General features: G+C 67.6%; 11 protein-coding genes and 1 pseudogene. 2 read left to right on the top strand and 10 right to left on the bottom strand.

Annotation, left to right across the window (positions count from 1 at the left end; translation table 11 throughout):
* Window positions 1-24: 24 nt before the first annotated feature.
* Window positions 25-1164 carry a bifunctional 2-methylcitrate synthase/citrate synthase gene (locus QRN53_RS02575; RefSeq protein ID WP_285242462.1) on the top strand — a complete coding sequence of 380 codons (1140 nt, stop codon included), beginning with the start codon at window positions 25-27 and terminating at the stop codon, window positions 1162-1164.
* A gap of 97 nt (window positions 1165-1261) precedes the next feature.
* On the opposite strand, the gene QRN53_RS02570 is transcribed toward QRN53_RS02575, so the two are convergent.
* From QRN53_RS02570 to QRN53_RS02525, 10 genes are all read right to left on the bottom strand, one after another.
* Complete coding sequence (locus QRN53_RS02570; protein ID WP_285242461.1) at window positions 1262-1744, bottom strand: 8-oxo-dGTP diphosphatase; 483 nt, start codon at window positions 1742-1744, stop codon at window positions 1262-1264.
* Between the two features lie 89 nt (window positions 1745-1833).
* Window positions 1834-2850, bottom strand: a complete 1017-nt coding sequence (xerD, locus tag QRN53_RS02565) for a site-specific tyrosine recombinase XerD (protein ID WP_285242460.1) — start codon at window positions 2848-2850, stop codon at window positions 1834-1836.
* Window positions 2850-3509: an NUDIX domain-containing protein gene (locus QRN53_RS02560; RefSeq protein ID WP_285242459.1), complete on the bottom strand. Its 660-nt coding sequence runs from the start codon at window positions 3507-3509 to the stop codon at window positions 2850-2852. The genes xerD and QRN53_RS02560 overlap by 1 nt, the downstream gene beginning before the upstream one ends.
* Before the next feature lie 27 nt (window positions 3510-3536).
* A complete protein-coding gene (gene pyrG, locus QRN53_RS02555) occupies window positions 3537-5312 on the bottom strand; it encodes a CTP synthase (protein WP_285242458.1) in 1776 nt (591 codons plus the stop codon).
* Window positions 5313-5340: 28 nt separating this feature from the next.
* A complete protein-coding gene (gene recN / locus QRN53_RS02550) occupies window positions 5341-7080 on the bottom strand; it encodes a DNA repair protein RecN (protein WP_285242457.1) in 1740 nt (579 codons plus the stop codon).
* A 4-nt stretch (window positions 7081-7084) separates the two neighbouring features.
* Window positions 7085-8110, bottom strand: a complete 1026-nt coding sequence (locus QRN53_RS02545; protein ID WP_285242456.1) for an NAD kinase — start codon at window positions 8108-8110, stop codon at window positions 7085-7087.
* 13 nt (window positions 8111-8123) lie between these two features.
* The gene (locus QRN53_RS02540; RefSeq protein WP_285242455.1) at window positions 8124-8939 is read right to left on the bottom strand and encodes a TlyA family RNA methyltransferase; all 816 of its coding nucleotides are present in this window, start codon (window positions 8937-8939) and stop codon (window positions 8124-8126) included.
* A complete protein-coding gene (locus tag QRN53_RS02535) occupies window positions 8939-9205 on the bottom strand; it encodes a hypothetical protein (RefSeq protein ID WP_285242454.1) in 267 nt (88 codons plus the stop codon). The genes QRN53_RS02540 and QRN53_RS02535 overlap by 1 nt, the downstream gene beginning before the upstream one ends.
* A 9-nt stretch (window positions 9206-9214) precedes the next feature.
* Complete coding sequence (locus QRN53_RS02530) at window positions 9215-10204, bottom strand: HAD-IIA family hydrolase (protein WP_285242453.1); 990 nt, start codon at window positions 10202-10204, stop codon at window positions 9215-9217.
* 6 nt (window positions 10205-10210) lie between these two features.
* Window positions 10211-11098: a hypothetical protein gene (locus QRN53_RS02525; RefSeq protein WP_285242452.1), complete on the bottom strand. Its 888-nt coding sequence runs from the start codon at window positions 11096-11098 to the stop codon at window positions 10211-10213.
* Between QRN53_RS02525 and QRN53_RS02520 the strand changes: the two are divergent.
* Window positions 11087-11782: pseudogene (locus QRN53_RS02520) on the top strand (hypothetical protein); the annotation flags it as partial. The gene QRN53_RS02525 and the pseudogene QRN53_RS02520 sit on opposite strands and share 12 nt — an antisense overlap.

Raw genomic sequence — 11782 nt, 5'->3', positions numbered from 1 at the left:
CAACAGGCACAAAGGAGTTTCAGCATGGCTGAAAATGAGATCAAAAAGGGCCTCGCCGGCGTCGTGGTGGATTACACCGCGGTTTCGAAGGTCAACCCGGACACCAACTCGCTGCTGTACCGCGGCTACCCCGTCCAGGAACTGGCTGCCAAATGCAGCTTCGAGGAAGTCGCCTACCTGCTGTGGAACGGCGAGCTCCCCACGAAGGACCAGCTCGCCGAATTCTCCGCGCGGGAACGGGGCGGCCGGGCGCTGGATCCGGTGGTCAAGACGGTCATCGACGCGCTGCCCACCACGGCGCATCCGATGGACGTGTGCCGCACCGCCGCCTCCGTGATGGGCGCACGGCACCCCCTGGCCGAGGACTCGTCCCGGGACGCCAACATGGCCAAAGCCCTCGACCTGTTCGCAGCCATGCCCGCGGTGGTGGCCTATGACCAGCGCCGCCGGCACGGGCAGGACCTGGTTGAGCCACGCAATGACCTGGGCTACTCGGCGAACTTCCTGTGGATGGCCTTCGGCGAAGAACAGGTCCCGGAGGTGGTGGAGGCCTTCAACGTCTCGATGATCCTCTACGCCGAGCACTCCTTCAACGCCTCCACCTTCACAGCCCGAGTGATCACCTCGACGCTCTCGGACCTGCACTCCGCAGTGACCGGGGCCATCGGGGCCCTCAAGGGTCCGCTGCACGGCGGCGCGAACGAAGCCGTCATGCACACATTCGACGAGATCGGCATCCGGCAGGAAGAGTCCCTCGAAGAAGCTGCGGCCCGCGCCAAGGCCTGGATGGAAGATGCCCTGGCGCAGAAGAAGAAGGTCATGGGCTTCGGCCACCGTGTCTACAAGCACGGCGACTCCCGGGTCCCCACCATGAAGGCGGCCCTGGACAAGATGATCGCCCACTACGGCCGCCCTGAACTGCTGGGCCTGTACAACGGCCTGGAAACCGCGATGGACGAGGCCAAGGCCATCAAGCCGAACCTCGACTACCCCGCCGGGCCCACGTACCACCTCATGGGCTTCGACACCCCGACGTTCACTCCCCTGTTCGTCGCCAGCCGGATCACCGGCTGGACCGCGCACATCATGGAGCAGCTGGACGCCAACTCGCTGATCAGGCCGCTGAGCGAATACAACGGCGTGGAGGAACGGCACCTTCCCTAGCGCATGCAGAAAGTACGACGGCGGCCGGGCACCCAGGTGCCCGGCCGCGGTCGGGCGTTAAGCAGCGTGGCCGGCCATGCGACGGCTCCCCGGAAGTTCAGCCCAGCAGGCTCTCCGACGAGGCGACGGATTCGTTGTCGGTGTCCATGGTGACCACCACCCTCACCGTCCCGCCCTCAAGCACCACGGGGAGCCAGTGGTCCGCGTCCTGCCACATCCGCTCCACGGGGAGGGTATCCACCGGGAACCATTCGGGCAGGATTTCGTCGCTGGGGGCCGGCTGGCCGTGCCACTGGCGGGCGGTGAAGAGCCTGGTCTGCATGTTCCATTCCGGCCGCGCCGGAAAAACGAAGTGGACCGACCCAGCGTCCGCCAGGTCTTCCACCCGCAGCACCACCCCGGTTTCTTCCAGGACTTCCCGGACCGCCGCCTGCTGGTCCGTCTCCCCCGATTCAACGTGGCCGCCGATGCCCACGATTTTGCCTTTGCCGAACCCGGTTTGCTTGAGCCCCAGAAGGACCTCGGAACCGTTCTCCCCGTCACGGAGCAAGAAGCAAAGAGTCACGGCGGCAGCGGTCATGGCTTCAGCTTAACCGGCGCCGCGGGCGTCGGGCCCCACCGGGCCGAGTGGTGGGGCACTTCCCGCCGGCCGGCCTGACTCGGGCTTGGCTAGCCCAGGGCCCTCGGATGCGCCGCTGCGTAGACCTCCCGCAGGGTGTCGGCCGTGACCAGCGTGTAAACCTGGGTGGTGGTCACTGAAGCGTGCCCCAGCAGTTCCTGCACCACCCGGACGTCCGCGCCGCCTTCGAGGAGGTGCGTGGCGAAGGAGTGGCGGAGCGTGTGGGGTGAGACGTCCCGTGTGATGTTGGCCTTCTCCGCCGCGGCCTTCAGGATGGTCCAGGCACTCTGCCGGCTGATCCGTCCGCCGCGGGCGTTGAGGAACAGCGCCGGCGTGCCCTTGCCCTTGGCGGCGAGCAGCGGGCGGCCGCGGACAAGGTACGCATCGAGGGCGCGTGCTCCGTAGGAACCCAGTGGGACCAGCCGTTCCTTCGATCCCTTGCCGAACAGCCGGACGATGGCGGGTCCGGCGCCGGGCTCTGCAAGGGTTATGTCATCGACGTCCAGCCCCACGGCCTCGCTGATCCGCGCTCCGGTGGAATACAGGAATTCGAGCAGGGCACGGTCCCTCAGCCCCGTCGCCGTGTCAGTGCCCGCGGCCTCGAGGATGCGGGTTACCTCGTCCACGCTGATGGCTTTGGGCAGCCGCTTCCCGGCCATCGGCGGGTGGACTTCACTGGCAGGATCGGCAGGCGTGTGGCCTTCAAGGGCCCAGAACTTATGCAGTCCCCGCACCGCCACCACCGTCCTGGCCGCTGACCGCACTCCCAGGGCTGAACCGCCGTCGGAACCGTCTGAGAGGGCGCGGACGTACCCGGTGACGTGGTGCCGGGTGATGTCCTCCGGGCGGCTGCAGCCGGCAGCGGCGAGGTAGCGGGCGTACCGGGCCAGGTCGCGGCGGTAGGCTGCCAGCGTGTTGGCGGCCAAACCCCGCTCCACGCCCAGGTGCTGGAGGTAATCGGTGATGGCCCGGTCGATCGCCCCGGAACGTCCCGCGGCCGGTACCCCGGCCGCGACCGGTGCCGGTCCGGCCGAGGGCACCGGTTCAGCCGAGGGACCGGGAACCATCAGCGCTGGCTGGGGTGCGCGGGCCAGGGGGCGTCGGCGGGGCGGAGGTCCTGGTAGTTGCCGGCGCGGGCCGCCGCGGCGGCAAGGATCCCGACGACGGCGGACGGGTTGTGCAGGCGCCCGGCCAGCACGGAGGCCACTGCATCCTCCAGGCTGATCCAGTGGAACTCGATCTCTGCTTCCTCGTCCGTCCGCTCATGGCGTTCGTGGTGCGGGATCTCGGTCAGGTCGCGGGCCAGGTAGATGCGGATTGCCTCACTGGATGAGCCGGGGGAATTGAAGACGTCGGCGAGGACGTTCCAGGTTCCGGCGGCGAGGTCGGCTTCCTCGGCCAGTTCCCGGGCGGCACCCACCACGAAGTCTTCGCCCTCGACGTCGAGCAGGCCGGCCGGTATTTCCCAGAGGTCCATGCCAACCGGGTGCCGGTACTGTTTCAGGAGCAGGATCCGCCCCTCGGCGTCCACGGGCAGCACAGCCACTGCCCCGGGGTGGTCGATGTAGTCGCGGGTGAGCGCATCCCCGGACTCGGAAAGCTGGAAGGTGTCGCTGACGACGTCCCAGATCCGGCCCTGGTACACCTTCTCGGTAGACAAAAGACGGCGCGGGCTTGGTGCATCCGAAACCTGCGTGGCAGGGGTGGTTTCAGGTGTACCAGGCATCGCGCCGTCCTTCTTTTGCTCTATTGACTACTTAGCGGTAACCGTACCGGATGCAGCGGGCTTCCCGGCCACGGGCGCAGCCGTGTCGGCAACCGCCTGCGAACCTGCGCCCTGGTGGTCCAGGGCAGCCTTGACCAGGCCGGCGAACAGCGGGTGCGGGCGGGTGGGCCGCGAGCTCAGCTCGGGGTGCGCCTGCGTGGCCACGTAGTACGGGTGCACGTCGGCAGGCAGTTCAACGAACTCCACCAGTTTGCCGTCCGGGGAGGTACCGGAGAAGACCAGGCCCTTGTCCGCGATCTGCTGGCGGTACTTGTTGTTGACCTCGTAGCGGTGCCGGTGGCGTTCGCTGACGGTGGTCTTGCCGTACGTTCCGGCAATGACCGAGCCTTCGTCAAGCTTGGCTTCGTAGAGGCCCAGGCGCATGGTGCCGCCAAGGTCCCCGCCGCCTTCGACGAACTCCAGCTGCTCCTCCATGGTGGCGATGACCGGGTACTTGGAGTCCGGCTCGAACTCGCTGGAGGACGCGCCCTCCAGGCCCACAACGTTGCGGGCGTACTCGATGACCATGCACTGCAGGCCCAGGCAGAGTCCCAGGACGGGAAGCTTGGTCTCGCGGGCGAACTTCAGGGCGCCGAGCTTGCCTTCGAGGCCGCGGATGCCGAAGCCGCCCGGCACGCAGATGGCGTCGACGCCTTCGAGCGCCTTGATGGCGCCTTCGCGCGTCTCGCACTCGTCGGAGGGGACCCAGCGGATCTTCACTTTGGCCTCATTGGCGAAGCCGCCGGCGCGCAGTGCCTCGGTCACCGAAAGGTAGGCGTCCGGCAGGTCGATGTACTTGCCCACGAGGGCGATCTCGACATGGTGCTTGGGGTTGTGGACGGCGTCGAGCAGCTTGTCCCAGCTGGTCCAGTCAACGTCCTTGAACGGCAGGTCGAGGGCGCGGACGATGTACGAATCCAGTCCTTGGGAGTGCAGGGTCTTGGGGATGTCGTAGATGCTCGGAGCGTCGGCGGCGTTGACCACGGCATCGATGTCGACGTCGCACATGCGGCCAATCTTTTCCCGCATGGCCTCGGGAACTTCGCGGTCTGAACGGATCACGATCGCCTCGGGCTGGATGCCGATGGAGCGCAGTGCGGCGACGGAGTGCTGCGTGGGCTTGGTCTTCAGCTCCTGGGACGGCCCGATGTAGGGCACCAGCGAGACGTGGAGGAAGAACACGTTTCCGCGGCCGATGTCCTGGCGGACCTGGCGGGCGGATTCGAGGAACGGCTGGGACTCGATATCGCCAACGGTGCCGCCGATTTCGGTGATGATGACGTCGGGGGCGTTCTTGCCCTCGGCGGGCAGGCGCATGCGGCGCTTGATCTCATCCGTGATGTGCGGGATGACCTGAACGGTGTCGCCGAGGTATTCGCCGCGGCGTTCCTTCGCGATCACCGTGGAGTACACCTGGCCGGTGGTCACGTTCGCGGAACCTTCAAGGTTCTCGTCGAGGAAGCGCTCGTAGTGCCCGATGTCGAGGTCCGTCTCGGCGCCGTCGTCGGTCACGAAGACTTCACCGTGCTGGAAGGGGTTCATTGTGCCCGGATCCACGTTCAGGTAGGGATCGAGCTTCTGCATCGTCACGGACAGGCCGCGGGCCCGGAGCAGGTGACCAAGGCTTGAGGCCGTCAGTCCCTTACCGAGGGAGGACGCCACACCGCCGGTGACGAAAATGTGCTTCGTCGTCTTGGAGGAGCCCGGGAACCGGGAATTTACACGGGAATTTGATCGCTGCACCACGGAATTCGAGCCTATCATCAATTCAACCTTCCCGTTGTTGCGCTTGTCAGGCCCGTTGGGGCAGGAGTTTGGCGTCGTCCAGGAGTTCGCGGGCATGTGCCTGCGCGGATTCGGAGTCCTCCTGGCCTGCCAGCATGCGGGCCAGTTCACGGACCCGTTCGGGACCGTCGAGGAGGCGGACATCACTGGACGTGAAGCCGGTGGCCGTTTTGCCGTCCGCTCCCCTGACCGAGGTTTTGGTCACAGTGATGTGCTGGTCCGCGAAAGCGGCCACCTGGGGAAGGTGGGTGACAACCAGCACCTGCACGTGGCGTGCCAGCATGGCCAGCCGCCGGCCGATCTCGACGGCAGCCCGTCCGCCCACCCCGGCGTCCACTTCGTCGAAGACAAATGTAGGCACTGGATCCACGGCGGCGAGCACCACCTCGATGGCCAGCATGACGCGGGACAGTTCACCGCCGGATGCGCCCTTGCCCAGCGGCCGGGCCGGGGCGCCGGAATGGGGCTGGAGCAGGAAGCTGATGTCGTCCGCGCCGTGCGGGCCGAGCTGCCCGGCAGATTCGAGGTTGATCACCAGCGTGGCGTCTGCCATGGCCAGCGCCGTCAATTCGGCGCTGACGCGGGCCGAAAGGTCCTTGGCGGCCTTGGACCGGATCTTGCTGATGGCCGCGGACTGCTTCAGCAGTTCTGCTTCGGCCCGGACCACCTCGGCGTCCAGGGCCTCGATCCGGGAGGAGTCGTCCTGCAGTTCGTCGTACCGGACCCGTGCGGTTTCAGCCCACACCAGCACTTCGTCGATGGTGGGTGCGTATTTGCGGACCAGCTTGGCCAGGGCGGCCCTGCGGTCTTCGATTTCGGCCAGCCGTTCCGGCCCCTCCGAGTCGAGTCCTGCCTGGTAGCTGGCAAGTTCGGTGGCGATGTCGTTGAGCAGGAAACCGACTTCGGCCAGCCGCGCGGCGGCGGACCCGAGCTCGGCGTCGTGCTCTGCCACATGCTCCAGGGTGCGCTTGGCAGCATCCACCAGGGTGGTCGCATCGCCCGCTTCGCCAAAGTCCTCGGCGATCAGGGCCTGGTGAGCGGTGCTGGCGGCGATCCGCAGTTCTTCGACGTTGGCGAGCTTTACGGCCTCGGCTTTCAGGAGCTCGTCCTCGCCCGGTTGAGGGTCCACGCCGTCGATCTCCGCGAGGGCGGCCTCCAGCGATTCAGCTTCCCGGAGCCTGTCCCGGGCGGCGCTGCGCAGGTTGTCGAGCTCGGCCTGGCTGGCCTTCCACCGGCCATACAGGTCCTGGTAGGCGGCCAAGGGACCGGCAAGGGTCTCACCCGCGAATTTGTCCAGGGCTTCGCGCTGTGCTGTGGCGCTCTTGAGCCGGATCTGGTCCGATTGGCCGTGCACCACCACCAGCGACTCGCCGATCTCGGCCAGGACGCCCACCGGAGCGGCGCGGCCGCCCAGGAACGCACGGCTGCGTCCGTCCGCACCCAGGCGGCGGGCCAGGATCAGCTCAGCGCCGTCGTCGAACTCTTCTGCTTCCGCTCCGGCGTCAAGGGCGCGGGCGATGGCGGGGTGCCCGGGCTCAAGCTTCAGGACTGCCTCGGCCGTGGCGCTCTTCGCGCCGCTCCTGACGGCGCCGGCATCCGACCGGGCACCCAGCAGGAGGCCGACGGCGGTGACCACCATGGTCTTGCCGGCACCGGTTTCACCGGTCACCACGCTCAGCCCCGGGCCCAACGGCAGCGTTGCGTCGGTAATGACGCCCAGATCGCGGATTCTCAGTTCTTCAATCATGGATTCACTTCGCAGTCGACGGATCGGGGTCGCCGCCGGCGCCGTCCGGCTCCAGGACCTGCAGCGGCGGCATGGCCCGTGGCGTGCGTACCAGCGGGATCGGGCCGGTGTGGACGGCATCGGCTTTGGGCACGGGGCCGCGCCAGCCGTGGATGGGCAGTTCGAACTTGCGGACCAGGCGGGCGGAGAAGGGGGTCTGGTGGGTGCGGGCCAGACGTACCGGGGTGGCGGACTTGGTCACCTCTACGCGGGCACCGGGCGGCAGGTCAACCGAGCGCCTGCCGTCACACCAGAGCACGCCCTGCGCGTCGGTCCGGCCGAGCACCTCGACGGCGAGCCTGGACCGGGGCGAGACGACCAGGGGCTTTGCGAACAGCGCGTGTGCGCTGATGGGCACGATCACCAGGGCTTCCACTTCCGGCCAGACCACGGGCCCCCCGGCTGAGAACGCGTACGCCGTGGAGCCGGTGGGGGTGGCCACCACGATGCCGTCGGAACCGAAGGACGTGAGCGGACGCTCATCGACCTCGGTGACGACTTCGAGCATCCGTTCGCGGTTGGCCTTCTCGATGGCTGCCTCGTTTAAAGCCCAGGTGTGCCAAATCTTTTGTCCGCGGACCCACACCTGGACGTCGATGGTCATCCGCTCTTCGACCGTGTATTCACGGCTGGCAATCCATTCGACGGTCTGGGCCAGGTCCGCCCGTTCGCTTTCGGCCAGGAAGCCGACGTGTCCCAGATTGACACCCAGCAGGGGAACGTCCACCTCGCGGACCAGTTCGGCGGCGCGCAGGATGGTTCCATCGCCGCCGAGGACCATGACGAGTTCGACGTCGGGCAGTTGGACATGGTCGTGGAGGACCTCCACGGGCTGGGCCAGGTGGCCGAAAAACCGCTCCATGTCGTCCAGTTCGGACTCCAGCATGACGGGGACGATGCCCGACGCGTGCAGCAGTGCACAGGCTTCCCAGGCAGCCTTCAGTGATTCCTCGCGGCCGGTGTGGGCAAGGACCAATACACGCCTGCTCATCAGGTTCCGCTCTCTAGTGGTTCGGCCAGATTTGTCCGAGCAACGCAGCGGCTGCTGCCTCTCGCTCTTCGATCTTAGGCAACTCTTGGGTGTTCCTGCGTTTTATCCACAGGAAGTATTCGACGTTGCCATCCTGTCCCGGAAGCGGGCTGACCGCCAGCCCACACAGGTCCAGCCCGGCGTCGAGCGCTGCCATCGCGACTTTCTCGACGGCCAGCCTGCGTTCGCGCTCCGACGTAACCACGCCCGTCCTGCCCAGGCGGTCCTTGCCGATCTCGAACTGCGGCTTCACCATGAGCACCAGGTCGCCGCCGGGTTCGGTGCAGGCCGCCAGCGGCCGCACCACGAGGGTGAGGGAAATGAAGGAGAGGTCGGCGACCGTCAGGGCGCACGTCCCGCCGATGTGCTCCGGCGCCATGTACCGGACATTCATTCCCTCGTGGACTGCCACGCGCGGGTCGCTGCGCAGCTGTGGCACCAACTGGTCGTGTCCGACGTCGACCGCCACCACGTGCGCGGCCCCGCGGCGGAGCAGGACGTCGGTGAAGCCGCCGGTGGAGGCACCGGCGTCGAGGCACCGCTTGCCCTGGATGCTGATGGCCGGGAAGGCGTCGAGGGCACCGGCCAGCTTGTGTCCGGCACGGCTGGCGTAAACATCCTGCTGATCGTGCGCGACGGCGATGTCCCGGCCGTCATCGATTTGGAGGGACGCTTTGGCCAGGACCTGGCCGTCGGAACTGACCTTGCCCTCCGCGATGAGCGACGCCGCGTGGGTGCGCGACCGGGCCAGGCCGCGGGCTACCAGTGCCTGGTCGAGGCGCACGGGCATCAGGCGCTGCCACCGGCGGGAGCGCTGGCGGCGTGTGCGCCGTCTGCGGAGTCTCCGCGGGTGGGGTCGGTGTTCAGCGCGGCCAGCAGATCATCGTGAAGCCGGTTGTACAGGTCCTCGTGATCGGCAGCCGCAAGCCGCGGGATTTCCTTCAGCCGGTGCATGGCCTGCGCCACCTGTGGATCAGGGATGTCCTGTCCGTCGGCCTGCGGCCATTCAGGAGCAGGCTGGGCTGGCACGTTGTCCGGTTCGGTCAGCTCAGTCATGAAACCATCCTAATGATCCATCCACACCAGCTTGGGCGCCTGCGCTGACGATGCGTCCGGTGTAGCAGCCCACCACGCGGCGCATGCTGCCCGCCAGGAATCGAGGTTGTCCTTGCCGCCAATGATGCCCACGGCACCGTTGGCCACGCGCGCCGTCGCCTGGCCGCACGCGTAAGTGCCGTCGTCGTGCGTCACGTCCGGGTACGGCTGGTGCAGCCCGGCGAGGTCTTCGATGATGTAGTCCGGACGCTCCGCAGACCTCGCCGCGAGGATGCTTTCGCGGGTGTCGACGCCGGTCAGGACTGCGACGGTGGCAAACCCTGCGTTGTTGCCGCCCAGGATGTCCGTGTCCAGGCGGTCCCCCACCACCAGGGGGCGCTCGGCCCCGAGCCGCTTGGCGGCCGAGTGGAAGAGCGGAGCCTCAGGTTTGCCGGCGACTTTGGGCTGCTGCTTGGTGGCCGCGGCGACGGCGGCCACCAGGGTCCCGTTCCCGGGCGCGATGCCGCGGGCCTGCGGAATGGACATGTCGGTGTTTGTTGCCACCCAGAGTGCACCGGCGGACACCACGTAGGCAGCCTCCGCGAGGTCCTTCCAGCCGATGGACGGGCTGAAGCCCTGGACCACGGCCACCGGTTCCTCGTCCTGGCTGCCCACGGGTACCAAGCCCACGAGCTCTACTTCGCTGGCCAGCGCGGAGCTGCCCGTGATGAGGACCCGTGATCCGGTGGGAAGCAGCGAGGCAAGCAGGTCCGCCGCCGCCTGGGACGAGCTGACCACCTGGTTGTCCTCCGCGGGGGCACCGAGCTCGCGAAGGTGCCCCGCCACCTCCGCCGGTGAGCGCGAGGCGTTGTTCGTCACGTAGCCCAGCCCGATACCGAGCCCGGAGAGCTGTTTCAGCGCATCGACGGCTCCCGGGATGGCGTGCGGGCCGGCGTAGACCACGCCGTCCAGGTCTGCCAGGAGCGCATCGAAGCGGGAAACCAGGGAAACGTCACCCATCCGTGGTCAGTCCTCCCGGCGTTCGTCGTTGTGCTCGGCGTGGCCTGCGCCGTCGTGTTCTTCGTGGCCTTCTTCCGATGAGTCGGTATCGAGCTCGTCCTCTTCCACGGAGTCCTGGTCCGACTCGGCGTCGTCCGAGGTGAAGTAGTCGGCGTCCTGGTCGTCGAGGTTGCTGTCCTGGGCAGCCTTGGCCTCTACGTCGCTGGCGTTGTCGGCCGAGGGGCCAACGGACGGTGCTGCCGGGGCGTCAGCGTTGTCCGGCTTGGACGCAGCTTCCAGGAGCCTGCGGCGTTCGGCTTCTTCCCGGGCTTCTTCCTCTTCGTCCCAGCCGAGATCGATGATTTCGGGTTCTTCATCGACGCCCTGGCCGAGGGCGTTCTCCGCAACGACGGCCTGCCTGCTCCACTTCCCGGACTCATCCTGGCGGCCAACGGCCGCGAGGGCGTCGGCGTAGGCGCGGAAGAGCCGCGGGCTGTAGGAGAAGGCGCGGTTGATGTCCAGCTGGGGGATCTCAAGTTCGGCTACAGCGGCATCCAGCTGGCCGAGATCGGTCCGGGCGCCGGCAGCCACGATGGCCAGTTCCACCTTGCCGGGTGCGTCCAGATCCTGGGCTTCCTCGGAACGGGCTACATCCAGTGCCCTGTCCGGGCGCCCCAGGCCCCGTTCGCAGTCGGCCATGACCGGGAGGTGCACGTTGGAGCCACTGATCCGGCGGAAGGTACGGAACTCGCGGAGCGCCTCACCGTAATGCCCGGCGGCGTAGGCGGTCAGCCCCACCGCTTCACGGACAGCAGCGAGCCGTCCACCGCGCCGGCTGGCTGCGAGGGCATGCTGGAATGCCAGCTCGGGCTCCTCGTCAATCAACCGGCCGGCCATCACCAGGTGGCGCGCCACCCACTCAGCGCTCTTCGGCTCAAGGGTCTTGATCTGGTGGTGGGTGGCGCGGTCCAGTTCCTTGCCCGTGACGTCCTCATCGATTTCCGGCGAACGTTCGCGGTCCGGCCGGTTGGCGCTGCGGAGATCGGCCGCGTTCGGCACGCGGACGGGGCGCTCATCCTGGCGGTCACGGCCAAAACTGCGGGGGCCGGAGCCGCCACGGCCGGACTCGGCACGGGAATCTGCACGATCGAAACTGCGTGGCGCCCGGTCCTGCCGGTCTCCGAAGGGCTTGCGGTTGTCGCCGCCGAAACCGCGACGATCTCCATCACCGTCACGACGCGGACGATCACCGAACGGCTTCCGGTCACGGTCACCGCCGGCACCACCACTGAACCCCCGACGGTCACCCTCACCATCACGACGCGGACGATCACCAAACGGCTTCCGATCACGATCACCAAAAGGCTTCCGATCCCGGTCACCGAAGGGTTTCCGGTCACGGTCACCGCCGGCACCACCACTGAACCCCCGACGGTCACCCTCACCATCACGACGCGGACGATCACCAAACGGCTTCCGATCACGATCACCAAAAGGCTTCCGATCCCGGTCACCGAAGGGTTTCCGGTCACGGTCACCGCCGGCACCATCACTGAACCCCCGACGGTCACCCTCACCATCACGACGCGGACGATCACC

This window comes from Pseudarthrobacter sp. fls2-241-R2A-127 (assembly GCF_030209355.1).
Classification (GTDB): Bacteria; Actinomycetota; Actinomycetes; order Actinomycetales; family Micrococcaceae; genus Arthrobacter.
This window is presented reverse-complemented; position numbering and strand designations above follow the sequence as displayed.

What these genes read in the sequence shown, in the direction of transcription:
- QRN53_RS02575 (WP_285242462.1), top strand. Translation starts at nt 25, where the DNA reads ATGGCTGAAAATGAGATCAAAAAGGGCCTCGCCGGCGTCGTGGTGGAT.
- QRN53_RS02570 (WP_285242461.1), bottom strand. Translation starts at nt 1,744, where the DNA reads ATGACCGCTGCCGCCGTGACTCTTTGCTTCTTGCTCCGTGACGGGGAG.
- xerD (WP_285242460.1), bottom strand. Translation starts at nt 2,850, where the DNA reads ATGGTTCCCGGTCCCTCGGCTGAACCGGTGCCCTCGGCCGGACCGGCA.
- QRN53_RS02560 (WP_285242459.1), bottom strand. Translation starts at nt 3,509, where the DNA reads ATGCCTGGTACACCTGAAACCACCCCTGCCACGCAGGTTTCGGATGCA.
- pyrG (WP_285242458.1), bottom strand. Translation starts at nt 5,312, where the DNA reads ATGATAGGCTCGAATTCCGTGGTGCAGCGATCAAATTCCCGTGTAAAT.
- recN (WP_285242457.1), bottom strand. Translation starts at nt 7,080, where the DNA reads ATGATTGAAGAACTGAGAATCCGCGATCTGGGCGTCATTACCGACGCA.
- QRN53_RS02545 (WP_285242456.1), bottom strand. Translation starts at nt 8,110, where the DNA reads ATGAGCAGGCGTGTATTGGTCCTTGCCCACACCGGCCGCGAGGAATCA.
- QRN53_RS02540 (WP_285242455.1), bottom strand. Translation starts at nt 8,939, where the DNA reads ATGCCCGTGCGCCTCGACCAGGCACTGGTAGCCCGCGGCCTGGCCCGG.
- QRN53_RS02535 (WP_285242454.1), bottom strand. Translation starts at nt 9,205, where the DNA reads ATGACTGAGCTGACCGAACCGGACAACGTGCCAGCCCAGCCTGCTCCT.
- QRN53_RS02530 (WP_285242453.1), bottom strand. Translation starts at nt 10,204, where the DNA reads ATGGGTGACGTTTCCCTGGTTTCCCGCTTCGATGCGCTCCTGGCAGAC.